The organism is Streptomyces sp. NPDC008001 (assembly GCF_042958085.1).
Taxonomy (GTDB): Bacteria; Actinomycetota; Actinomycetes; order Streptomycetales; family Streptomycetaceae; genus Streptomyces.
Genome location: NZ_JBIBIZ010000003.1, coordinates 326,373 through 349,120 on the forward strand (window position 1 = coordinate 326,373; position 22,748 = coordinate 349,120).

Annotated in this window: 18 protein-coding genes and 1 pseudogene; 8 read left to right on the forward strand and 11 right to left on the reverse strand. The window is 73.8% G+C overall.

Going from position 1 to position 22,748, the window contains the following annotated elements; genetic code table 11:
- Nucleotides 1-32: 32 nt before the first annotated feature.
- Nucleotides 33-1,094, reverse strand: coding sequence for an NAD-dependent epimerase/dehydratase family protein (locus ACFZCD_RS09835; protein ID WP_391829286.1), 1,062 nt, complete (start codon nt 1,092-1,094; stop codon nt 33-35).
- A 127-nt stretch (nt 1,095-1,221) separates the two neighbouring features.
- Nucleotides 1,222-1,587 carry a DUF488 domain-containing protein gene (locus tag ACFZCD_RS09840; protein ID WP_391829287.1) on the reverse strand — a complete coding sequence of 122 codons (366 nt, stop codon included), beginning with the start codon at nt 1,585-1,587 and terminating at the stop codon, nt 1,222-1,224.
- Nucleotides 1,588-1,734: 147 nt separating this feature from the next.
- Here ACFZCD_RS09840 and ACFZCD_RS09845 point away from each other — a divergent pair, with 147 nt between their 5' ends.
- The 6 genes from ACFZCD_RS09845 (at nt 1,735) to ACFZCD_RS09870 (ending at nt 8,234) form a co-directional block, all read left to right on the forward strand.
- On the forward strand, nt 1,735-2,286 hold the full coding sequence (locus ACFZCD_RS09845; RefSeq protein WP_391829288.1) for an AAA family ATPase: 552 nt from the start codon (nt 1,735-1,737) through the stop codon (nt 2,284-2,286).
- Between the two features lie 140 nt (nt 2,287-2,426).
- Nucleotides 2,427-3,353 carry an NADP-dependent oxidoreductase gene (locus ACFZCD_RS09850; protein WP_391829289.1) on the forward strand — a complete coding sequence of 309 codons (927 nt, stop codon included), beginning with the start codon at nt 2,427-2,429 and terminating at the stop codon, nt 3,351-3,353.
- 99 nt (nt 3,354-3,452) lie between these two features.
- Nucleotides 3,453-4,391, forward strand: a complete 939-nt coding sequence (locus tag ACFZCD_RS09855) for an AraC family transcriptional regulator (protein ID WP_391829290.1) — start codon at nt 3,453-3,455, stop codon at nt 4,389-4,391.
- 301 nt (nt 4,392-4,692) lie between these two features.
- Entirely contained in the window at nt 4,693-6,120 is a 1,428-nt protein-coding gene (locus tag ACFZCD_RS09860) for a family 2B encapsulin nanocompartment shell protein (protein ID WP_391829291.1), read from the forward strand.
- Between the two features lie 20 nt (nt 6,121-6,140).
- Nucleotides 6,141-7,289 carry a family 2 encapsulin nanocompartment cargo protein terpene cyclase gene (locus tag ACFZCD_RS09865; protein WP_391829292.1) on the forward strand — a complete coding sequence of 383 codons (1,149 nt, stop codon included), beginning with the start codon at nt 6,141-6,143 and terminating at the stop codon, nt 7,287-7,289.
- An 87-nt stretch (nt 7,290-7,376) separates the two neighbouring features.
- The gene (locus tag ACFZCD_RS09870) at nt 7,377-8,234 is read left to right on the forward strand and encodes a geranyl diphosphate 2-C-methyltransferase (RefSeq protein WP_391829293.1); all 858 of its coding nucleotides are present in this window, start codon (nt 7,377-7,379) and stop codon (nt 8,232-8,234) included.
- Here ACFZCD_RS09870 and ACFZCD_RS09875 read toward each other — a convergent pair.
- The 7 genes from ACFZCD_RS09875 to ACFZCD_RS09905 form a co-directional block, all read right to left on the reverse strand.
- Complete coding sequence (locus ACFZCD_RS09875) at nt 8,204-9,415, reverse strand: substrate-binding domain-containing protein (protein ID WP_391829294.1); 1,212 nt, start codon at nt 9,413-9,415, stop codon at nt 8,204-8,206. The two genes, ACFZCD_RS09870 and ACFZCD_RS09875, sit on opposite strands and share 31 nt — an antisense overlap.
- Before the next feature lie 20 nt (nt 9,416-9,435).
- Nucleotides 9,436-10,440 carry an ABC transporter permease gene (locus ACFZCD_RS09880; RefSeq protein WP_391829295.1) on the reverse strand — a complete coding sequence of 335 codons (1,005 nt, stop codon included), beginning with the start codon at nt 10,438-10,440 and terminating at the stop codon, nt 9,436-9,438.
- A complete protein-coding gene (locus ACFZCD_RS09885) occupies nt 10,437-11,972 on the reverse strand; it encodes a sugar ABC transporter ATP-binding protein (RefSeq protein ID WP_391829296.1) in 1,536 nt (511 codons plus the stop codon). Before ACFZCD_RS09885 ends, ACFZCD_RS09880 begins: the two co-directional genes overlap by 4 nt.
- Nucleotides 11,973-12,113: 141 nt before the next feature.
- Nucleotides 12,114-15,089, reverse strand: coding sequence for a SpoIIE family protein phosphatase (locus ACFZCD_RS09890; RefSeq protein ID WP_391829297.1), 2,976 nt, complete (start codon nt 15,087-15,089; stop codon nt 12,114-12,116).
- Nucleotides 15,090-15,210: 121 nt separating this feature from the next.
- Complete coding sequence (locus ACFZCD_RS09895) at nt 15,211-16,158, reverse strand: cyclase family protein (protein WP_391829298.1); 948 nt, start codon at nt 16,156-16,158, stop codon at nt 15,211-15,213.
- Nucleotides 16,159-16,166: 8 nt separating this feature from the next.
- A complete protein-coding gene (locus tag ACFZCD_RS09900; protein ID WP_391829299.1) occupies nt 16,167-16,841 on the reverse strand; it encodes a helix-turn-helix domain-containing protein in 675 nt (224 codons plus the stop codon).
- A 134-nt stretch (nt 16,842-16,975) separates the two neighbouring features.
- Nucleotides 16,976-17,680: a TetR/AcrR family transcriptional regulator gene (locus ACFZCD_RS09905; RefSeq protein WP_391829300.1), complete on the reverse strand. Its 705-nt coding sequence runs from the start codon at nt 17,678-17,680 to the stop codon at nt 16,976-16,978.
- Nucleotides 17,681-17,855: 175 nt separating this feature from the next.
- On the opposite strand from ACFZCD_RS09905, the gene ACFZCD_RS09910 reads away from it, so the two are divergent.
- Nucleotides 17,856-19,292, forward strand: coding sequence for a M6 family metalloprotease domain-containing protein (locus ACFZCD_RS09910; RefSeq protein ID WP_391829620.1), 1,437 nt, complete (start codon nt 17,856-17,858; stop codon nt 19,290-19,292).
- 163 nt (nt 19,293-19,455) lie between these two features.
- Nucleotides 19,456-19,692 (forward strand): annotated as a pseudogene (locus ACFZCD_RS09915) (WhiB family transcriptional regulator); the annotation flags it as partial.
- A 26-nt stretch (nt 19,693-19,718) separates the two neighbouring features.
- Here ACFZCD_RS09915 and ACFZCD_RS09920 read toward each other — a convergent pair.
- Both ACFZCD_RS09920 and ACFZCD_RS09925 read right to left on the reverse strand, forming a co-directional pair.
- Nucleotides 19,719-20,639: an alpha/beta fold hydrolase gene (locus ACFZCD_RS09920; protein ID WP_391829301.1), complete on the reverse strand. Its 921-nt coding sequence runs from the start codon at nt 20,637-20,639 to the stop codon at nt 19,719-19,721.
- A gap of 175 nt (nt 20,640-20,814) precedes the next feature.
- Nucleotides 20,815-22,599, reverse strand: a complete 1,785-nt coding sequence (locus ACFZCD_RS09925; protein ID WP_391829621.1) for a M4 family metallopeptidase — start codon at nt 22,597-22,599, stop codon at nt 20,815-20,817.
- Nucleotides 22,600-22,748: the final 149 nt, after the last annotated feature.

A 22,748-nucleotide genomic window follows, 5' to 3' on the forward strand; every position in this document is an offset into this window, starting at 1 on the left:
CAGCGGCGCCCGCTCCCCGCACCTGACGGGCGTCACCCGTTCGCCGGCTGCCGCTGCGGGGCGTGCGCGAACTCCGCCATGCCCGCCGCGAAATCCACCTGCGGCCGCCAGCCGAAGTCCTCCCGGAGCCGGCGCGAGGTCGCCGTGATGTGCCGGACGTCGCCGAGCCGCCACTCGCCGGTGACCACCGGCTGCGGCCCGCCGTGGGCCGTGCTCAGGACGCGGGCCGCCTCGCCGATCGTGCGCGGCGTGCCGCTGCCGCAGTTGTACGCCCGCGCGCTGCCCGGGGCACGGGAGCCGAGCCCCTCCAGCGCGAGGACGTTCGCCGCGGCCACGTCGCGGACGTGGACGAAGTCCCTGCGCTGGCGGCCGTCCTCGAAGACGCGCGGCGCCTCGCCCCGCGCGAGCGCGGAGCGGAAGAACGAGGCCACACCGGCGTACGGGGTGTCGCGCGGCATCCCCGGCCCGTAGACGTTGTGGTAGCGCAGCGACACGGCGCGGCCGCCCGTCATCCGCGCCCAGGAGGACACCAGGTGCTCCTGGGCGAGCTTCGTCGTCGCATACACGTTGCGCGGGTCGGCCACGGCCTCCTCGTCGACGAGCCCCGGCGCGAGCGGCCTGCCGCAGCGCGGGCACGGGGGCTCGAAGCGGCCCGCCTCCAGGTCCTCGGCCCGCCGGGGACCGGGCCGGACGGGGCCGTGCTCCGGGCAGTCGTAGCGCCCTTCGCCGTAGACCACCATGGACCCGGCCAGCACCAGGCCGCGCACGCCCGCCTCCGCCATCGCCGCCAGCAGCACCGCCGTGCCGTGGTCGTTGCAGCTCACGTAGGCGGGCGCGTCGGCGAAGTCCTTGCCCAGGCCGACCATAGCCGCCTGGTGGCAGACCGCGTCCGCCCCGCGCAGCGCCCGCGCGACCCCGGCCGGGTCGCGGACATCGGCCTCGTACCACGTGACGCCCTCGGGCACGGGCGGCCGCACCGGATGGGCGGCGGGCAGCAGGGAGTCGAGGACGACGGGGTCGTGCCCCCGGGCGAGCAGGGCCGAGACGATGTGCGAGCCGATGAAGCCCGCTCCTCCGGTGACGAGTACGCGCATGCGTCCGACGGTAGGGCCGCGGGCGGCCGCCCGGACCGGCCGCGGCCGTCACGTCACCACTCCGTAAGCCTTGCCGGTCTCGCAGGGCTTGCCGGTCCTGCCGCGGTCGCCGGCCTCGCCGCCGGTCTCAGCCGTGCGTCAGTACGTCCCGGAGCACGGCCGCCGCGCTGATACCGGGGTCCTTCGTCGCGGTCAGCAGGGTGAGGGCTCCCTTGCGGGCCAGCTCGCCGAGGTGGCCGGCGGCCGCGGCGTGGGCCTCGTCGCGCAGTTCGGCCCGGTAGCGGCGGCCGAACTCCTCGAAGCGGGCCGGGTCGTGCCCGTACCAGGTGCGCAGCTCCGTCGACGGCGCGACGTCCTTGCACCACTCGTCCAGCGCCGCCGCGTCCTTGCTCAGCCCGCGCGGCCAGATGCGGTCGACGAGCACCCGGCTGCCGTCCGCCTCCTCGGCCGGGTCGTAGACCCTGCGCACCCGCACTCCCGGTGACCGTGTCATGAGGCCATCGTCGGTCCCGGCCGGGCGGAACGCATCCGGAGTGACGGCCGCGCCACCTCCGCGCGCCGGGGCGGGGGAGGGGCGTCATATCGTTGCCGGCGAGGGCAACTCCCCACGCCCGCACCGCGACAAGGAGCGACGAACACCATGCCGGAGACGTCATTTCAGGGCCAGGCCGTCGACACCGCCCCCGCCCCCGCCGCCTATCTCGTCATCGGCATCCCGGGCTCCGGGAAGAGCTCGGTGTCGGCGGGGCTGGCCCGCCGGTTCCCGCTCGGCGCGCACATCGAGGGCGATCACCTGCAGGAGCTGATCGTGGCCGGAGGCCGTCTGCCCTCCCCGGAGGAGGACCTGGAGGCGGACCGCCAGCTGCTGCTGCGGGCCCGCAACGCGGCGGTCCTCGCGCGCAGTTTCCACGCCGCCGGCGTCGTCCCCGTCATCGACGACGTGGTCGTCCGGCGCGCACACCTCGACTTCTACCTGGAGCACCTGAAGGACCTGCCGCTGCGCCTGATCGTCCTCGCCCCCTCCGCGGACGTCGTCGCCCGCCGGGTCGCCGAGCGCGACAAGGTGCTGGCGGACGACTGGTCGTTCCTGGACGAGGCGCTGCGCACCGAGCTCGGCGGCAGGGGGACGTGGTTCGACACCTCCGGGATGAGCCTGGAAGAGACGATCGACGCCGTCCTCGCGAAGGGCTGATGGCCCAACGTCCCGGACGGGAAGACGATGGGACATCTTCCGAAGACTCAGGGATATTCATCGGCTCGTTCGATCTCCCTAACGTGAGGACTGCCAACCGCCGGGGCCACCGTCCCGGACGATCACAGGGAGAGATCACCATGCGCGCTGTCATCCAGAAGTCCTTCGGCGGCCCCGAGGTCCTGGAGACCGTCGAGACCGAGCGCCCCGTCCCCCTCGCCGGGGAGGTCCTCATCCGCGTCCACGCCAGCGGTGTGAACCCGGTGGACGTGGCCGTCAGGTCCGGCGCCTACCCGCTCCTCGGCGAGCCGCCCTTCGGCGTCGGCTGGGACGTCTCCGGCGTCGTCGAGGAGGCCGGCCCCGGTGCCCGCTTCAAGCCCGGCGACGAGGTGTTCGGCATGCCGTTCTTCCCGCGCGCCGCCACCGGCTACGCCGAGTACGTCGCCGCTCCCTCCCGCCAGGTGGCCCGCAAGCCCGCCGGCCTCGACCACGTGCACGCCGCCGCCCTGCCCCTCGCCGCGCTCACGGCCTGGCAGGGCCTGGTCGACGCGGCCCGGCTCACCGAAGGGCAGCGGGTCCTGATCCACCGCGCGGCCGGCGGCGTGGGCCACCTCGCCGTCCAGATCGCCAAGGCCCGGGGCGCCCACGTGACCGCCCTGGCGAGCGCCCCCAAGCACGACTTCGTACGCAGCCTCGGCGCCGACGAGGTCATCGACTACCGCACCACCGACTTCACGGAGGCGGTCAAGGACGCCGACGTCGTCTTCGACTCCTCGTCCGAAGGCGTGCGCTCCCTCTCCGTGCTGCGCCCCGGCGGCACGCTCGTCAGCATCATGGAGCACTGGAACAAGGAGCTCGCCGAGCGGGTCGAGGCCGCCGGCCGCCGTTTCGCCGGCGTCTCCGTCGAGCCCGACTACGCCTCGCTGGAAGCGATCGCCGCCCTCGTGGACGCCGGCCGCGTCCGCCCCCACGTCTCCGGCACGTTCCCGCTGGCCGACGCCGCCAAGGCCCACGAGCTGGTCGCCTCGGGCCGGACGCAGGGCAAGATCGTCCTGACCGTCGGCTGACGGGAACGGACCGGAGAACACGGAGAACACGGAGAACACAGAGAACACGGAGAGCACGGAGAATACGGGGACACGAACCACCGGGAAGAGGGGACGGCGTTGGACATCCTGACCGAGGCGCTGAGCTCGATGAGGACGGGGCAGCCCAGATCCGTGCGCACACACGGACGCGCGCCCTGGGGCCTGCGCCTCTCCCCGGTCGCCGGCGCCGGCTTCCACGTGGTGCTCTACGGCACCTGCTGGCTCGTCCCCGAGGGGGACGCGCCGGACCCGCGGCCGATCGCCCTCAGCCCGGGCGACGTGATCTTCCTGCGCGACGGCCGGGGGCACGTCCTCGCCGACGCCCCCTCCACGCCGCCGCAGGAGGCGCAGCCCGCGGAGTTCCGGCCGGGCGCGCCCCTCGGCACGGTCACGATCGGCGCCGACGGCGCCAGTACCAGCCTCCTGTGCGGGCACTACCACCTGGACCAGGGGCGCCCCCACCCCCTGGTGCGCCAGCTCCCCGAGATCATCCACCTCCCCACCCGGCACGGCCGCCACCCCGAACTGAGCGCCGCCGTCCAGCTCCTGGGCACGGAGCTGGAGAACCCCCGCATCGGATCGGCCGGCATCGTCCCCGCCCTGATCGACTCGCTGCTCCTCTACATCCTGCGCGCCTGGATCGAGGACCAGCCGGCGACGGCGGCCAAGGGCTGGGCCGCCGCGCTCGGCGACTCCGCCGTGGCCCCGGCCCTGGCCGCCGTCCACGGGGACCCGGCCGCCCAGTGGACCGTCGAGTCGCTGGCCGGCCGGGCGGGCCTGTCCCGCGCGGCCTTCGCCCGCCGCTTCACCGCCCTCGTGGGCGAGCCGCCCATGGCCTATCTGACCCGCTGGCGCATGACCACGGCCGCCAAGCTGCTGCGCGAGTCCGACGCCCCGCTCACCACCGTCGCGGCCCGGACCGGGTACGGGTCCGAGTACGCCTTCGCCAAGGCCTTCAAACGCGAATACGGCCGGGCTCCCGGCAGCTACCGCCGCGAGGCCCGCGCCGCCGCCTGAGCGAGCTCGCCTGCGCGAATCGGCCGGAACAGAGCCATCTGACGGTATGTTATCGGCCACCTCGGCCCCTGCCCCACACCGCGGCATAGCGGACACGGTCACCGCCCCTTCCTGCGCCGGGCCCGGATCGGTCCGCGCGGCCGCGCTGTCCGGGCGATGGCGCAAAAGCGGCGGTACGGTCCCGGCCGTCTCGACCAACATCATCGGGCGCTGCTTCACTTGCGCGGCGGGAGCCCCGTAGCCCGATCGGGCTATATCAGGGGCTCCTTCTTGACGCATGCGCCCAGAAGGAAGGACCGGGATGTCGACCGCAGCGCACCGGCAGCAGCCGGAGCAGCCCGAGCAGCAGGCCGGCCGGGAACAGCTCAGCCTGGGGATCGCCGCTGCGCGGAACCTGGCGACCACCACCAAGACCGCCCCGCAGATGCAGGGCATCAGCTCGCGGTGGCTGCTGCGCATGCTGCCCTGGGTGGAGGTGAAGGGCGGCGCGTACCGGGTCAACCGGCGCCTGGTGTACGAGGTCGGCGACGGCCGGGTCACCTTCGTCCAGGAGGGCTCCACCGTCAAGGTCGTCCCCGCGGAGCTGGGCGAACTGCCGCTGCTGCGCGGCTTCGACGACGCCGAGGTGCTGCGGGCGCTGGCCGAGCGGTGCCGGCAGGAGGAGTACGCCCCCGGCCAGGTGATCGCCGAGCGCGGCCGGACCGCCGACCACGTCCACCTGATCGCCCACGGCAAGGTCGAGAAGGCGGGCACCGGCAAGTACGGCGAGGAGATCCGGCGCGGCGTGCTCGCCGACGGCGGGTTCTTCGGCGGTCAGGCGCTGGCCGAGGAGCCGGGCACCTGGGAGTACACGGCGCGCGCGATGACGGCGTGCACCGTGCTGTCCCTGTCCCGGGCCGCGTACCAGGAGGTGGCCGGCCGCAACGAGCGGCTGCGCGCCCACGTCCGCCGGCGCCAGGAGGAGAAGGCCCGCCCGCAGAACAAGCGCGGCGAGGCCGACATCGCCCTCGCCTCCGGCCACACCGGCGCCCCCGTCCTCCCGGGCACCTTCGTCGACTACGAGCTGAACCCGCGCGAGTACGAGCTGAGCGTCGCCCAGACGGTCCTCCGGGTGCACAGCCGCGTCGCCGACCTCTACAACGACCCGATGGACCAGGTCGAGCAGCAGCTGCGGCTGACCATCGAGGCCCTGCGCGAGCGCCAGGAGTCCGAGCTGGTCAACAACCCCGAGTTCGGCCTGCTGCACAACGCCGACTACAGCCAGCGCATCTCCACCCACTCCGGCCCGCCCACCCCCGACGACATGGACGAGCTGCTGAGCATGCGGCGCGGGACCAAGGCCTTCTTCGCCCACCCGCGGGCCGTCGCCGCCTTCGCCCGCGAGTGCAACAAGCGGGGCCTCTCCTTCGGCACCGCCGACGTCGGCGGCCACGCGGTCCCCGCCTGGCGCGGCGTGCCGATCCTCCCCTGCGGCAAGATCCCCGTCTCGGAGGAGGGCACCTCCGCCATCCTCGCCATGCGCCTGGGCGAGGCCGAGGAAGGCGTCGTCGGCCTGCGGCAGACCGGGATCCCCGACGAGTACGAGCCCGGCCTGAACGTGCGGTTCATGGGCATCAACGACCAGGCCCTCATCTCCTATCTCGTCAGCACCTACTACTCGGCGGCCGTCCTCGTGCCGGACGCGCTCGGCGTCCTCGAGAACGTCGAGGTCTTCCACGCCCCGGCCTGACGGACCGAAGAGGAGAAACGATGTCTCTGCTGTCGCGGATGACCGCGCCCGCGGCCCGGCACGACGCGGCGCGGCTCGCGGCGGCGCTGCTCACCCACCCGGGCCTCCCCGCCGCCCCCAGGGCCCTCCGGCCGCCCACCGGGCCGGCCGGCCTGGGCACCTCCGCGGCGCGCGTCGCGCCCCGGAAACCGGCCGCGCCCGCGTCCGCCTCCGGCGTCCCGGAGCTGTACTGCCCGCCCGCGCTCCGGGACGACCCGGCCCTCGGCCGCGAGGTCAACGACCGGCTGGTGGAGTGGGCGGCCGGCACCGGCATCTACGCCGGGCGGCTCGACCGCGTCCGCGCGGCCGACTTCGGGCGCCTGATGATGCTGGCCCACCCCGACACCGACGACTCCGACCGGCTGCTGGCCGCCGGGAAGTGCGCGCTGGCGGAGTGGGCCACCGACGACTACTACTGCGACGACGAGACCACGGGCTCCCGGCCCGAACTCCTCGGCTCGCACCTCGGGCTCGCCTACGCGGCCCTCGACCCCGCCCACCTCCCGGCCCGCTACGCGCCCGCGTGGGAGAAGGAGATGCGCAGCGACCCCGTACGGGTCGCCCTCCGCGCCGCCGCCGGACACCTCGCCCGCTACGCCGAGCCGTCCCAGATCGCCCGGCTGCGGCACGAGGTCGCCGTCCTCTTCGTCGGATACGAGCAGGAGGGCTCCTGGCGCACCCGCGGCCACATGCCGGGCGTCCCCGAGTACCTGGCGCACCGCCAGATCAACAGCTTCCTCCCCTGCATCGCGCTGACCGACGCGGTGGGCGGTTACGTCCTGAGCGCCGGCGAGTACGCCGACCCGCGCGTGCGCCGCGCCGTGACCATGGCCGCCACGGCGAGCACGCTGGTCAACGACCTCTACTCGATGACGAAGGAGAACGACTCCCCGGGCGTGGAGTTCAACCTCCCCCTCGTGATCGCCGCGGAGGAGCGCTGCTCGCCGCGCGAGGCGATCGAGCGGAGCGCGGAGATCCACGACGAGCTGGTGCGCGCCTTCGAGGCGGAGGCCGCGGCCCTCGCCGTCACCGGCTCGCCCCAGCTGCGCCGGTTCCTCGCCGGAGTGTGGGCCTGGCTCGGCGGCAACCGCGAATGGCACAGCGGCAGCCCCCGCTACAACGCCGCCTGACCAGCGCGCCTCCCTCTCCTTCCTCCTTCGCTCACCGTCTTCCCTCGTCACCCCTTTCACGTTTCACGCACGTCCGAGGAGCACCCCATGACGACCACGCCCGCCCCCGCCGGCGTCCTGCGCACCGCCTACCAGAAGGCCGTCGCCGACTACTGGAACAACGAGAAGGACCCCGTCAACCTGCGCCTCGGCGACGTCGACGGCCTCTACCACCACCACTACGGGCTCGGCGACTACGACCCCTCCGTCCTGGAGGGCCCGCAGGAGACCCGCGACGAGCGCATCATCGGGGAGCTCCACCGCCTGGAGTCGGCACAGGCCGACGTCCTCCTCGACCACCTGGGCCCCATCGCCCCCGGGCACCGGCTCCTGGACGCCGGCTGCGGCCGGGGCGGCACCAGCATCATGGCCAACGCCCGCTTCGGCTGCCGGGCCGACGGCGTCTCCATCTCCCGCACCCAGGTCGACTTCGCCAACGAGCGGGCCCGCGAGCGCGGCGTGGACGACAAGGTCCGCTACCACTTCGCCAACATGCTGGACACCGGCCTGCCCACCGGCGCCTTCCAGGGCATCTGGAACAACGAGTCCACCATGTACGTGGACCTCTTCGAGCTCTTCGCGGAGCACGCCCGCCAGCTGGCCTTCGGCGGCCGCTACGTCGTCATCACCGGCTGCTCCAACGACGTCACGGGCGGCCGCTCCAAGGCCGTCAGCCGCATCGACGAGCACTACACGTGCAACATCCACCCCCGCAGCGCCTACTTCAAGGCCATGGCCGCCAACGGCCTCGTGCCCATCAACGTCGTCGACCTCACGGCCGACGCGATCCCGTACTGGGAGCTGCGTGCCCGGTCGTCGCTGGCCACGGGTGTCGAGGAGCCGTTCCTGACCGCCTACAAGGAGGGCAGCTTCCACTACCTCCTCATCGCCGCCGACCGCATCTGACCGGCCGCGGCGGGCGCGGAGGGCGCCGCCCCGCCCCAGATCCTCCGGTACGCCGCGCGGTAGCCGGGCGGGTCCCAGGAGGCGGCCCCGCCGCTGTTGGCGGCCGTGGTGACGTGCACGGGGGCGACGTATCCGCTGGCGGGCTCGCCGGCGAAGGCCCGGTTGAACTCGTCGACGATCTGCCAGCCCTGCTCGGAGAGCGCCTCGGGCACGGTGGCCGCCTGGAACTGCCCGCTGTTGATGCGCTGGAAGGCGGAGGGATCGCCGTCGCCCGCCCCGATGCCGAACGGCGCACCCGCGCCCTTCCTGCGGGTCGCGCGCAGGGCGGGGGCGGCGTCGGCGAAGTACACGTCGTTGATGGCGACGGAGTGCGTCCACCGGTCCGGGAAGCGGGACAGCAGCGAGGAGACCTCCTGCGGCGTCCGGCTGCTGGTGTCCGCCAGGGGGATGTTCTCCTCCGCCAGCAGCCGCACGCCCGCACAGGTGGCGAGCTCCCTGATGATCAGGTCGGACTTGTTCCTGGCGAACGGGATCGAGGCGTCGGTGAACACGACGACGCCCGCGGCGCCGTGCGCGTGCGCGATGACCCAGTCCGCGCTGATCCGCGCGACGTCGCCGACCCTGGTGGTGACGTTCGTGAAGAGCGCCGGGTCCTTGCTCGGGCCCGGCGCGTCGACGGCGTGCCAGCCGACGAGCGGGATGCGGTCCGCCCCGGCCGCCGCGACCTGCTGCGACGTCAGGTGCGGATCGAAGCCCCCGATGACGATGCCGTCGGGCCGCAGGGCGACGGCCTGGCCGAACGCCTCCTGGATCCCGGCGGGAGTGCCCTGGCCGTCGATCACCCGGACCTGCCAGCCGATGGCCCGCGCGGCCTCCCGCACGCCCTCGGCGACGCCCGCCACACCGGGGTTGGTCATGGTCTGCGCGACGAGGACGAGCGTCCTGCCGGTGACCGCCCGTGGCCCGGTGGCGGGGCCGTGCCACCCGCCGTCGGTCTTCTCCGCCTGCCGGACGGCCGCCTCGGCCCCGGCCAGGACGGCGGGACAGCCGCCGGTCGCCGGACGGGGCGGAGGGGAGGCGGCACCGGTCGACGCCCCGCGCTCGCAGCCGGCGAGGACGGTGACCGCCGTCGCCAGGACGGCGGCCGCGCCCCGCAGGGCGGTCTTGCGGTACGGGTGCACGGGCGCTCCTTGCGGAGGGGTCAGCGGGGACGGCGGCGCAGCCGGCGGCGCGCGGCGTAACCGGCCAGGCCGACGGCGATGAGCAGGGTGCTGCCGTTGAACAGCGGCGTGACCCAGAACCGGGCGCCGAGCTGGCCGATGCCGGCGAGGCCGACGGCGAGGACCGTGACCGCGACGAGCGTGCCGAGGGCGTTGGCGCGGCCGGGCCGGATCGCGGTGGAGCCGAGCAGCGCGCCGACGAAGGCGGGCAGCAGGTAGTCCATGCCGACGCTGGGGTTGCCGGTCTGCTGCTGGGCGGCCAGCAGGACTCCCGCGATGCCGATGACCAGGCCGGATCCGGCGAAGGCGCAGACGACGTAGCGCCGGGTGGGGATGCCCACCAGGTCGGCGGCGCGGGCGTTGGAGCCGATGACGTACAGATACCGGCCCAGCGGCAGCCGCTCCAGCACCAGCCACAGGACGGCGGTGAGGGCGAGGACGTAGAAGGCGGACACCGGCAGGCCGAGGAACCGGGAGTCGTAGAGCGCGGTGAAGGCGGCCGGCAGGCCGTGCGGGCCGGGGACGACCCGCGCGCCGCCGGTGATCCAGCCGGTGAAGGCGTACATGATGCTGCCGGTGCCGAGCGTGGCGATGAAGGAGTCGATCCGCGCGAATTCGACGACGACGCCGTTGACGGCGCCCACGGCCGCCCCGCCGGCGATCACCACGAGGCAGACGACGGGCCAGGGCCACGCCCCGGCGACGACGAGCTCCATCGTCATGACGTGCGCGAGACCGAGGCCGTAGCCGATGGACAGGTCGAACTTGCCGGTGGCGATGGGGATCGTGGCGCCGAGCGCGAGCAGGGCGGGGATCGAGTGGTTGGACAGGACGGCGGAGACGTTGTCCAGGGTGGGGAAGGTGCCGGGCAGGGCGAGGGAGAAGGCCAGGAACAGCAGGACGGTGAGGGCGAGCAGGCCGTAGGCGCCGACGAGGTGACCGATGCGGTGGCGCGGCGCGGGGCGGGAGGAGGGGGGCACCGTCACGGCGTCCCGGTGAGGGGTGCCATGGCCGAGGCGGCGCGGGCGAGCGCGGTGACGGTGAGGCCGTCGCCGCTCAGCTCCGCGGTGACGTTCCCGCGGACGAACACCAGGGCGCGGTGGCACACGCCGGCGACCTCCTCGAAGTCGGTGGAGATGAGCAGGACGGCGAGCCCGCCGGCCAGGGCGTCCCGCAGCAGGCGGTGGATCGCGGCTTTGGCGCCGACGTCCACTCCGGCGGTCGGCTCCTCCATGATCAGCAGGCTGCGGCTCAGCCTGAGCCACCGGCCGATCATGACCTTCTGCTGGTTCCCCCCGGACAGGGTGGCGATCGGCGCCTCGCTGTCGCGCGGGTGCACCGCGAACCGCTCGATCAGGGCGCGGGCCTCGGCGCGCTCGCGCCCGGGGCTGATCCAGTGCGCGCCGTGCGGGCCGCCGGCCCGCGGGTTGGCCAGGAAGTTCTCCCGCACCGTCAGCTCCGCGGCGCAGCCCTCCTCCTGGCGGTTGCTCGTCACGAACCCGGTGCCGGCTCCGACGGCGGCCGTGACCGAGTCCGGCCGGTACGGGCGGCCGGCGAGCAGGGCCCGCCCGCCGAGGAGCGGCCGGGAGCCGGCGAGGGCGCGGCCCAGTTCCATGTGCCCGGCGCCGGTGAGGCCCACCATGCCGAGGACCTCGCCGGCGCGCAGCCGGAGGCTGACCGGCCCGGTGCCCTCGGTCCGTACGCCGTCCAAGCTCAGGGCGACGGGTCCGCCGGCGGGGGCGGCGGGCGCGTAGCCGCCCGGTTCGTGGCCCACGATGTCGTGCACGAGCCGGGCGGGGCCGTATCCGGCGAGCGGGCCGTGGCTGACGACGCGGCCGTCGCGCAGGACGGCGAAGGAGTCGGCGACCCGGAACACCTCGTCGATCCGGTGGGTGACGAAGACGACGGCGTGGCCGCGGTCGCGCAGGGTGTGCAGCACGTCGAAGAGCCGGGCGCAGTCGGCCGCCGGGAGGCTGGCGGTCGGCTCGTCCAGGACGATGAGCTCGGCCCGGGTGCACAGGGCGCGGGCGATGGCCACCAGGGAGCGTTCGGCGCGGCCGAGACCGGCGACGCCGGCGGAGGGGTCGAGGTGGGCGGCGACGATGCCGAGGGCCTCCTCGCACTGCCGGCGGGTGCGCCGCCAGGACACCAGCCCTGCGCGGCGCGCGTATCCGGTTCCCAGCGCGATGTTCTCGGCGACCGTCATCCAGCCGACCAGGCCCAGGTCCTGGTGGATGAACGACATGGCGCGGGAGGCCGCCTCCGTGCCGAGCGGGTGCCCGGCGACGGTCACCTCGCCCTCGCCGGCGTGGTGGACGCCCGCGAGCACCTTGATCAGGGTGGACTTCCCGGCGCCGTTGGGACCGAGCAGGGCCAGGATGCTGCCGTGGCCGATGTCGAGGTCGACCGCGTCCAGCGCGAGCGTGCCGCCGAACCGCTTGCCGAGGCCGCGGATGCGGACGAGCGGCTCCCGGGGGTCACGGCCCGGGGGAGGGGCGCTCTCGGGGGTGTGGTGCACGGACTTCTCCGGAACCTATCGGGACGGGGTGCCGCAATTCCGTCATGCTACGGGCCGGCGGGCCCGGCGCCCGGACGTGACGCCGGACGGGCCGTCGGACGGATTGCGCTACGGGTCGTCAGGTGGACTGTGGACGGGTCGTCAGAGGGCGGGGATCGCGTCGAAGTCGACCGGCATCGCGGCGGGGCCTGCCTTGCCACCCGGTAGCTCCAGCGGGCACTCGGCCCAGATGACCTTGCCCTCCGGGGTGTAGCGGGTGCCCCAGGCCTGGGTGAGCTGCGCGACGAGGAACAGGCCGCGGCCGCCCTCGTCGGTGGCCGCCGCGTGGCGCAGGTGCGGGGAGGTGCTGCTGGTGTCGGCGACCTCGCAGGTCAGCGCGCGGTCGTAGAGCAGGCGCACCCGGACGGGGCCGGTGCCGTACCGGACGGCGTTGGTGACCAGCTCGCTGAGGACCAGCTCGGCGGCGTCGGCGATCTCCTCCAGACCCCATTCCGCCAGCCGGCGGGTGACGGCGGCGCGGACGGAGGAGACGAGCGCCGGATCGGCGGGCAGGTCCCAGACGGCGATGCGGTGCGGGTCCAGGGCGTGGGTGCGGGCGACGAGCAGGGCGATGTCGTCGTCGGGGTGGCCGGGGACCACGGCGTCGACGACGGCCCGGCAGGTGTCCTCGGGCGGCTGGTCCGGGTGCGCGAGGGCGCGGCGCAGGTCCTCCATGACCGCGTCGAAGTCGCGCCCGCGGTGCTCGATCAGCCCGTCGGTGTAGAGGACCAGCCGGCTGCCCTCGGGGAGGAGGAACCCGGCGGTCTCGAAGGGGAGGCCGCCCAGCCCGAGCGGCGGGCCGGCGGGCAGGTCGGGGAAGGTGACAATCCCGTCGGGGCGGACCAGCGCGGGCGGGGGGTGACCGGCCCGGGCCATGGTGCACTCCTGCGTGGTGGGGTCGTAGATGACGTAGAGACAGGTGGCGCCGATGATGCCCGGGATGCCGGGGTTTCCGGCGCAGGAGTCGCCGCCGCCCTCCTCGCGGTCGAGGCGTCCGACGAGGTTGTCGAGATGGGTGAGGACCTCGTCCGGGGGCAGGTCCAGCTCGGCGAAGTTGCGCGCGGCGGTGCGCAGGCGGCCCATCGTGGCGGCGGCGTGCAGCCCGTGCCCCACGACGTCGCCGACGACGAGGGCGACGCGGGCGCCGGACAGGGGGATGACGTCGAACCAGTCGCCGCCGACCCCGGACTCGGCCGGCATGTAGCGGTGGGCGACCTCCACGGCGTTCTGCTCGGGGAAGCCGTGCGGCAGCAGGCTGTGCTGCAGGGCGAGCACCATGGCGTGCTCGCGCGTGTAGCGGCGGGCGTTGTCGATGCAGATGGCGGCGCGCGTCGCCAGCTCCTGGGCCAGCGAGCGGTCGTCGTCCCCGAAGGGGGCGGGATCGCGCGCCCGGTAGAAGCTCGCGATGCCCAGGACGATGCCGCGGGCGAGCAGCGGGACGGCGATGAGGGAGTGGACGTTGTGGGCCAGCAGGCGCTGCGCGTTCCCGGGGTCCTGGGCGATCCAGCCCGCGGCGTCCCGTAGATCGGGCTCCAGGACGGTCTGCCGGCCGGCCAGGCAGCGGAGCTGGGGCGTGGTCGGCTGCAGCTCGACGCGCTCGCCGGCGGGGTAGAAGCAGCAGTCCCCGCGAATGCCGTGGACGACCGCGCGGTGGAGGTTCCTGGCGGGGTCGGCCGGCTCGTCGCCGCGCAGCACCGCCTCGGGAAGGTCGATGGTGACGAAGTCGGCCAGGCGCGGGACCGCCATCTCGGCGAGCTCCCGGGCGGTGCGGGTCACGTCCAGCGTGGTGCCGATGCGGGTGCTGGCCTCGGAGAGCAGCTCCAGACGCCGCCGCGCCGCCACGGCGTACTTGCCCACGCCCGGCTCGCCGACCAGCAGCACGCTGCCGGGCGCGGCGTCCGCGGCGGGTCCGCCGGCACCGGGGGCCGGGCCGGGCGTGCGGGCCGTCACGGGGGCCCGCACGGGTGCGGCGCCGGGAGGGGGCCCGGGCGGCGGAGCGAAGCGGGCGAAGGGCTCCCGGGCCCGCAGGCCGGGTGAGGCCCCGGCCGCAGCCCCGGGCGGGTCCGCCCTTCCGGCTCCGGTGGCGGCGGCCTGCGCAGGGGCGGTCCCGGCGAGGGCGGCTTCCGCGGTGCCGGTTTCAGGGGGCACGGCTTCGGTGGCGACGGTCAGGCGCTGATGCCGGGCGGCGAACACCGCTTCGACGACGACACCCTCCACACCGGAGGCCGTGGTCACCGGACGGCTCAGCAGGGTGACGTGCCGGCCGCCGGGCAGGGACACCTCCACGGCGGCCCGCTGGGCCGAGGCGATCAGCTCGGTGGCCTTCTCCTCCAGGATCATCCGGTCCCGCCAGTCCAGCCCGCTCGCGGCGAGCCCGCCCGGCCGGCCGTCGAGGGCCCCGGCCCCGGCCCGCGCGCGCAGCCTCGCGTCCAGGTACGCCTCCAGCAGGGAGCGCTCCCGCGCCGAACTCTGTTCCAGCAGCCGCCGTTCGATGGCACCGGCCGCCTTGCGGATCACGACGTCCAGCGCCGCGTCGGCGTCGGTGCGCGGGAAGCCGAAGCAGAGGATGCCTTCGATGCGGCCGTTGAGCGGGTCCCGGACGGGAATCGCCGAACAGGCGTTGGACTGGGAGCGCTCGGCGAAGTGCTCGGCGCCGTAGACGTTCACCAGCCGCCGCTCCGCGAGCGCCAGCCCGATGCCGTTGGTCCCGGCGTACTTCTCGGCGAACACGAAGCCGGGCACGCTCTGGATCGCGGCCAGCCGCCGGACCACGGTCGTGTCGCCGAACCGGCGTTGCAGCACCGCCCCGCGCCCGTCGGCCAGGGCCACGTTCACGTTCCGCCCCGCGAACCGGGACTGCAGCCGGTCCAGCACGGGCGCGGCCGCGCGGACGAGACGGCCGTCCAGCTCGAGATCCTGCAGGTGGGGGAGCTCGCAGCCGTCCGGGGAGAGCCCCAGCGAGCGGCTGCGCCGCCACGAATCGAGGATCGGGGCGCGCACGGCACCCTCGACCGGCCCGCCGGCGAGGAACTTCTCACGGGCGAGTGCGGGGCCGACGTCGTCCGCCACGAGCCCCATCCGGATCACTTCCCCGTACGGGTGGGAGCGCCTGCACTGACGTTCCATTCTAGAGCTTTACGGACAGATGCCACTGTTCAAGAGATCGCGGTTCAAGAAGCCGCCGTCGAAGCCGCCGCTGTCAGAGAACCGCGACCGGGTTGACGGGCGACCCCGTACCGCCCGGGATGTTCAAGGGGGCCACCACGAGCATGAAGGCGTAACGCTCCGTCGCGGAGGCGGCGGCCGAGAGCTCTTCGAGGTCGAGGTTGTCCAGCAGCGGCACGCCCATCGCGGCGACGGCGAGCGCGTGCACGGGCGAGTGCACGCCCTCGACGGGCGAGGGCCGCACGTCGCTGTCGCCGTCGCCGCCGAGCAGGGCGATCCCGCGCCCGGCCAGCAGCGGCACGGCGTCCACGTGGAAGCCCGCGCAGGCCGCGGAGGCGTCCCAGGCGCCCAGCTCGCGGCGGCGCCGGAAGCGGCCGGTCCGCAGCAGTACGGCGTCGCCCTCGCCGATCTCCGTCCCGAGCGCCTCCTCCGCGGCCGTGACGTCCGCGGCGCGCACGGCCCGCCCGGGTTCCAGCCAGGGGACCCCCAGGACGGCCGGCAGGTCGAGGAACACGCACCGGGTCACCAGCGGGCCGAGCGCCGCGACGCTGCCGAAGCGGGCGCCTCCGGCGCCGACGAGCTCCCGCGCCGCACCTCCGCCGTAGAGCCGCCCGCGGTAGGCGACGTGGGACAGCGCGTCCAGGTGGCTGACGGCCTTGCCGTGGTAGTCGGCGCCGATGAAGTCCTTGTGGGTGGCGGGCTCGGGGGCCTCGACGTCGCCCAGGTCGGACATGTAGTGCAGGGCGGGCCTGCCGTTGTCCGGCCCGGCCGCGGTGTCCCAGGGCCGCCCCAGGGGGACGACGGTCCCGGTCCGGACCAGGGCGGCGGCCCGCCGGACGTGCTCCTCGCCGACCCGGTTCCAGGCCCCGCGGTCGGCCGGAGTCCAGCGCTCCCACGCACGGACCGACTCGAACAGGTCGTCGAACTCCGCCCGTGTGACGGCCGGGCCGTTGCCGGCGTCCTCCGGCTGCGGGGTCTCCATCCTCCGGCTCACGCCGCCCGGACCGTGCGGCCGCTCACCAGGCCCGGCACGATGCGGATCCACAGGTCCCGCCGGCCGCCGGCCCACGGCTGCGCCCCCGGCCGCTCGCTGAGGCCGCGCACCGCCGCGGGGTCGGTGACGCGGTCGGCGGTCCCGCGGACGAGGACGCTCCACCCTTGGCTGTGCCGTTCGTCGATGTGATCGGCCTCGAAGGCGAGCCGGGTGCCGGCGGCCGCGGCCGCCGGACCGTCCGTACCGGTCCGGTAGACGATGGTGCGCGCGTCCACCAGGAAGTTGACCGGGAGCACCAGCGGACCGCTCTCGGCGGACAGCGCGAGGCGCCCGATGCCGTGCGAACCGAGCCTCGACCAGCACTCGTCTTCCGGCAGCTCCATGAGGACGGGGTGGGCGCCCGCCGCGCGCCGGCCCGGCGGGGCGTCGGAGCGGCCCTCCAAGAGCTCCTCGTAGGGCATCTCCAGTGCGGCCGCGAGCCTCATGAGCGCGCCCGGGTCGAAGTCGGTGCCGAGCCCTTCCAGCCGGTGCAGGTAGGGGAGGGACATCCCGGCGCGCGCCGCCACGTCCTCCTGCGACAGCCCGAGCTGCCCGCGCCGCAGGGAGATGCGGCCGGCCACGCTGTCGAGGGGCGGCGGGGCGTCCGCCGCACCGCCGGGATCCGTTGTCACCACTGCCTTCTACCGCGGGCACGGGCCCCGGCCGGCGGCCGGGCGCCGCGGTGTCGGCCCGCCGCCCGGAACGAGTGACGGCCCGCTCGCCCACCTGGACGCCCGTCCCTCGTGCCCCGTCCCCGGCCGGTGGCTCAGCCGCGGTCCGGCGGGGCGAAGCGGTCGATGAGCGCGGTGACGCCGGCGGCGAGCTGCTCCTCGCCGCCGCGGGCGGCCAGGCCGGGGCCGAGGGCCCTGAGCCGCGGGAACTCCCGCACCGGCAGCCGGTACAGCCCGAGCCGGAAGGCGGGCTCGTCCTCGTCCGGGTTGTCCACGACCTCCCGCAGCTCCGTGACGATGTAGCCCAGCACCCAGGAGATGAACGCCCGGTACAGCTCCAGCGTGGCGCGCTCGTCCAGCTCGGCCCGCTCCAGCCGGGTCAGCAGGCGCTCGTGGGCGCGGAGCACCGCGGGCGGCCGCCGGGTCAGCGGGACGGTGAACGGCCGGAGGGCCATCAGGGGCACGACGTGCGGGTGGGCGAGCGCGACGCGGTACATGGCCCGCGCGACGCCGACGAGCGCCTCGCGCCACGGGGGAGCGGCCTCGGCGTCCCCCGCGGCGAGGGCCGCAGGCCCGAACGGGGTGGCGCTCAGACTCTGCTCCAGCTCGATGAACATCCGCTCGACGAGGCCGTCGAGCAGCTCGTCCTTGCTCGCCGTGTAGCGGTAGAGGGCCATCGTCTCGACGCCGAGGTCCTCGGCCACCCGGCGCATGCTCAGCCCGTCGAGCCCCTCGGCGTCCGCGATGCGCAGCGCCGCGCCGATGACGCGGTCCCTGGTGAGGCGGGTGCGGGCAGGCATGGCGACCGCCTCCTCGGCGGGGCCCCGGGCGGGGGCCGGTCCCGCCCTTGACAAGGGCGGGAAAGCAGGATGAGCCTGTACGTATACAGCATAAACGGAGGGGCTATATCTACAAGGTAGATATAGCCCCTATCCTCCCACCCGTGATCGAACCGATTCCCGGTGTGTGATCACCATGAGAAACACCTGTGCCACCCGGCCCTGCCCGGTGCCGCTGTCACCGGACGCACTGGCCGGCCTCTACGCGACCTACCTCGATCTGCTGGCATCCGGCCGGCTGCCCGCCGGCACCTCCTTCGAGGACTACTACTACGTCTGGCGCTCCGGCCGGCGCAGCGAACGCCTGACGGGTCTCGACGACGGCGCCGTCGGCGTCGGGCCGGCCGCCGGCCGCGAGCGGATCGAGCGGCCCTCCAAGCGGCTCAAGGGAGTGATCCGCTCCCTCGTGCTCCTGGTCGACTTCCCCGACCACCCGCACGACGCGAACCACCGCACGGGCCACTTCGACCAGCTGCTGTTCAGCACGAACGCCCTGCCGACCGGCAGCATGCGCGACTACTACCGCAAGGTGAGCGGCTTCGAGTCGTTCAGCGAGAACGGCATCGACGTGCAGGGCGAGGTCCACGGCTGGTTCCGGCTGCCCCAGCCGCTCTCGTTCTACGCCGACGGCAACTCCGGCCTGGGCGACGGCTTCCCCCGCAACTCGCAGGGCATGGCCCGCGACGCGGTCCAGGCGGCCCTGGCCGAAGGCGTCGACTTCAAGCCGTTCGACGTGCTCGGCGAGGACATGGTCACCGTGCTCATCGTCGTGCACGCGGGCCCCGGCGCCGAGGAGACGGCCTCGCGCGACGACATCTGGAGCCTCAAGTGGGGCATCCCCGGCGATGGTACGGACGGCGCGGAGGGGCTGAAGGTCGCCCCCGGGCTGCGGGCCAAGACCTTCCTCACCGTCCCCGAGGACTGCGCCATGGGCGTGTGCGCCCACGAATGGGGCCACCTGGCCGCGCGCTGGGCGGACTTCTACGACACCGGCCAGCTGGAGGCCACCACCTCCAACGGACTCGGCAACTACTGCCTGATGGCGTCGGGCAACTGGGGCAACCACGGTCTCACGCCGGCGCTGCCCAACGGCATGCTCCGCATGTTCCACGGCTGGGTCACTCCGCAGAGCATCACCGGCACCACCAAGGACGTGGTGCTCCGGCCCGCGGCGGAGAGCGGCGACCTGCTCTTCGTCCAGAACCCCGACACCATGACGGACCTGCAGTACATCCTCGTCGAGTACCGGCGCCGCCGGGGGCAGGACGCGGCCCTTCCCGACGAGGGCGCGGCCGTCTACGTCGTCGACGAGAAGATCAAGGACGAGAACCGGGAGGACCGGCTGGCCATCGAACTGATGCAGGCCGACGGCAAGCGCGACCTCGCCGCGATCTTCGGCCGCGGCAACCGCGGTGACTCCGACGACCTCTACCCGTCCCTCGGCAACGCCTCCCTCGGCGAGGCGACGAAGCCGGCGCTCAACCTCCCCGGCGGGAAGTTCTCCGGCGTCACCATCGAGGTGCAAGGGACGCCCGGAGACGACGAGATGGGCATCGACGTCCACATGGAGTGACGCCCGCAGGGCGCACGAACGCCCGCATACACGGACATCCGGGAAACCCGGACACACGCAACCGGAGGCCGGAGGCGTACCTTACGCATCCCGGGCAACGCGGAGTAGGGAGAGAGGGGGGACCGCCCGACCCGATCGAAGGGACTGTCACATGGATCGCCACATGGACTGGCGACAGTACGCCGAGTGCCTCCACGAGGACCCCGAACTCTTCTTCCCCGTCGGGAACAGGGGGCCCGCCCTCGCCCAGGCCGAGGACGCCAAGTCCGTCTGCCGCCGCTGCCCGGTGCGGGAACACTGCCTGCGCTGGGCGCTGGAGTCCGGGCAGGAGAGCGGGGTCTGGGGCGGGACGAGCGAGGACGAGCGCCGGGCCCTGCGCCGGGCCGCGGGGACCCGGCGCGGGACGTCACCCGCCGGCCGGGTCGTTCACCCGAAGAAGTCCAGGAGGGCGCGCGTGACGGCCTCCGGCTGCTCCTCCACCAGGTAGTTGCGGCTGCCCTCGATCTCGGCCATGCGGACGTCGGTGCCCTGCTGGGGGAACACCTCCCGCATGTACTCGAAGAACGTCCCGTAGGCGAGGCCGAGCATCGGCACGGAGACCTTGTCGTACGACTCGAAGTCCGCGATGTCCTGCTGGTAGGACTGGAACCAGCCCTTGCACGCCCGGATCGCCTCCGCCGACGAATACGCCTTGGCGTAGATGTCCCGGTCCCGGTCGGTGATGGCGTCCGGGTTCACCAGGCTCAGGCCGAACATGTAGTCGATGATGTGGCGGTAGCGGCCGGTGAGGATCTGCTCCGGGAAACCGGCCACCTGGTTGAAGGCGAGCCACCAGCGGTGCGGGCCCTTGTCGCCCGCCTTGGGCAGCATGGGGAACTCGTAGTAGCTCCGGTCCGCGTGCGTGGTGTTGAGGATCGCCACCTTCTCGGTGGCCTCCGGGTGGTTCGCGGCGTAGGCGAAGGCGACCATGGCGCCGATGCCGTGCCCGGCGATGCGGACCTTCTCGTGGCCGAGGTGGCGGACCAGTTCGAGGATGTCCCGGGCCATGGACTTCTTCTCGAAGCCGGACTGCGGCTTGCTGGAGCCGCCCATGCCGCGGATGTCGACGGTGATCACGCGGTAGCGGGCCGCGAGGGCGGGCATGACCTTGCGGTACTCCCACCACGTCTCGGGCCAGCCGGGCAGCAGCACCAGCGGGTCGCCCTGACCGCCGGTCACGTAGTGCAGCCGGACGCCGTTGACGTCGGCGTACTCGCTGGTGAAACCGCCTTCGAGGGACGCCGCGAGCTCCGCGTTGAGAACCTTGAGCTCTTCGGCGTCCGTGACCGTCTCGGTGTTTGCCGGCACGTGCTCCCCCTAGTTGTCGGCCAGTGGCTCCATGAGAGGGTTTGATCCCCAAACCCTCTGGTGGCGACGACCATAACAACATCCACTTCGCCGGACCAGAGGTTGTGGATCACATGGAGCCCGGCCCGCTCCGCGGCGGGGTGCCGGGAGCGGGCCGGGCCGGGGTGCCGGGCCGTCAGCGCTTGACGGCCGGGCCCTCCTTGGGCGTGTTCGCGGCGGTGACGTTCACCGCGGCCCACGCGGCGTCCACCGTCTTGTACTCGGTGCTCTGCTCGCCGTACATGTCCGCGGCGGCCTGCAGCGTCGCCGTGCGGGCCTCGTGGAAGTCGGTGGAGGAGACCATGTAGCGGGTCAGCGCGCGGTAGAAGATCTGCTGGGCCTTCTCCCGGCCGATCCCGGTGACCGCCGAGCCGTCGTGCGTGGGGGAGTCGTACTCCACGCCGCCGATGGTCTTCTTGCCGCTGCCCTCGGCCAGCAGGTAGAAGGCGTGCGAGGAGACGCCGGACCCGGCGTGCACCTCGCGGTCGTAGGAGCCCTCGTCCCAGTAGTCGACGGTGCCCTCGAGGACGTCCAGCGACGGCTTGTCCATGCGGCGCAGGAACTTCTGCTCCAGGCCGAGCTTCTCACCGAGCAGGTAGTTCGGCGGGTTGCCGGCGTTGTTCGTGCGGAACTCCACGCCCGCGCCGAAGATGTCCGCGAGCGACTCGTTGAGCGAGCCCGCCTCGCCGAACTGGTTCTGGCGCGCGTCCACCCGGGTGGGCTGGAAGTCGGCGGTCGCCTCGATCACGCCGTGGCTGAGCTCGTGACCGGTGACGTCCAGGGCCACCAGCGGCTGCTTGAACGTTTCTCCATCGCCGTCGCCGTAGAGCATGCAGCCGCACTCGGGGGACCAGAAGGCATTGCCGACCTTGTCGCCGAAGTGCACCAGCGCGTGCGGGCCGACGCCGTCGTTCTTGATGCCGTTCCGGCCGAACGTCGCCTTGTAGTAGTCGTACGTGCTGGTGATGCCGTACTGCGCGTCGACGGCGGCGGTCGTGCCGTCCGTGGCGGTGCCGTTGCCCCAGCGGTTGTCGGAGTCGGTGAACACCTTGCCGGACGCGAAGGTGTCGAGCTCCTTGCCCCCGGCGTCGCGGGTCTCGCCGCCGCCGCGGCTCGGGTCCTTGAGGGTGAAGGAGTCCTTGGCGGTCTGCGTCGTCGTCAGCGGGACGTCGCCGGCGAAGAACGAGGCGCCGGTGCCGCCCGCCTGGGCCGGGAACCCGGTGCCGGGCTGCACCTTGGCCGGCGGCGCGGACTTCGCGTTCTTGCGCGGCTCGGCCCGCTCGCCCCGGTCGCGGAGCTTCGCCTTCAGGCCGGGGGAGATGAAGCCGTCGCTGAGCGGCGTGCTGCTGATGACCTTGCCGTTGCCGGCGTCCACGACGACGCTGTGGCCGACGCCGCTCCCGGTCGTGCCGGCGGCGGTGACGGTCACGCGGTAGGCGAGGACCGGCTCGGTGCCGCGCGCGTCGACCACGAGCTCGGCCTTGGCGGCCTTGCCGTCCACCGACTTCGCGGCCCTGGCCGCGGCCTGCGGCGCCGTCAGCTTCGGGGCGACGGAGGCCACGGCGACGTTGTGCTTGATGGCCCGGGTGACGCCGAGGTAGTTCTTCTTGGCGTCGAGGTGGACGACGAGGTCGCCGCCGACGACGGGGACGCCCTGGTAGGCCCGGACGAAGCGGACGTGGCGCTTGCCCTCGGGGTCGACGAGGGTGTCCTTGACCCGGAGGGTCTCGTTCTTGCCGACGCCCGTGGCGTCGGCGTGGGCCAGTGCGGCGGCGGTGGCCGCCTTCACGGTCTCGGCGTTGGCGGCGAGGGTCGCTGCGCTGACGGAGGATCCGGCGGCCGCCTCGCGGGCGCGGTCCCGGACGGAGTCGCCGGTCTTGTCCACGGGCCGGGACGGGGTGGCGGAGGCGGTGCCCGCCATGGTGACCGCGGCCACGACGGCCACGGCGGCCGTGAGTATTCGTCTGTGCGTTGTGGGGGTTGTACGCAAGTTCAGCGCCCTTTGCGTCAAGGGCGGTTCGGGGGGGAGCCCGGCCGCCTGCATGCACGCGGTGCCGTCACTCGCGCACC

What these genes read in the sequence shown, in the direction of transcription:
- ACFZCD_RS09835 (WP_391829286.1), bottom strand. Translation starts at nt 1,094, where the DNA reads ATGCGCGTACTCGTCACCGGAGGAGCGGGCTTCATCGGCTCGCACATC.
- ACFZCD_RS09840 (WP_391829287.1), bottom strand. Translation starts at nt 1,587, where the DNA reads ATGACACGGTCACCGGGAGTGCGGGTGCGCAGGGTCTACGACCCGGCC.
- ACFZCD_RS09845 (WP_391829288.1), top strand. Translation starts at nt 1,735, where the DNA reads ATGCCGGAGACGTCATTTCAGGGCCAGGCCGTCGACACCGCCCCCGCC.
- ACFZCD_RS09850 (WP_391829289.1), top strand. Translation starts at nt 2,427, where the DNA reads ATGCGCGCTGTCATCCAGAAGTCCTTCGGCGGCCCCGAGGTCCTGGAG.
- ACFZCD_RS09860 (WP_391829291.1), top strand. Translation starts at nt 4,693, where the DNA reads ATGTCGACCGCAGCGCACCGGCAGCAGCCGGAGCAGCCCGAGCAGCAG.
- ACFZCD_RS09865 (WP_391829292.1), top strand. Translation starts at nt 6,141, where the DNA reads ATGTCTCTGCTGTCGCGGATGACCGCGCCCGCGGCCCGGCACGACGCG.
- ACFZCD_RS09870 (WP_391829293.1), top strand. Translation starts at nt 7,377, where the DNA reads ATGACGACCACGCCCGCCCCCGCCGGCGTCCTGCGCACCGCCTACCAG.
- ACFZCD_RS09890 (WP_391829297.1), bottom strand. Translation starts at nt 15,089, where the DNA reads ATGGGGCTCGTGGCGGACGACGTCGGCCCCGCACTCGCCCGTGAGAAG.
- ACFZCD_RS09895 (WP_391829298.1), bottom strand. Translation starts at nt 16,158, where the DNA reads ATGGAGACCCCGCAGCCGGAGGACGCCGGCAACGGCCCGGCCGTCACA.
- ACFZCD_RS09905 (WP_391829300.1), bottom strand. Translation starts at nt 17,680, where the DNA reads ATGCCTGCCCGCACCCGCCTCACCAGGGACCGCGTCATCGGCGCGGCG.
- ACFZCD_RS09910 (WP_391829620.1), top strand. Translation starts at nt 17,856, where the DNA reads ATGAGAAACACCTGTGCCACCCGGCCCTGCCCGGTGCCGCTGTCACCG.
- ACFZCD_RS09925 (WP_391829621.1), bottom strand. Translation starts at nt 22,599, where the DNA reads ATGGCGGGCACCGCCTCCGCCACCCCGTCCCGGCCCGTGGACAAGACC.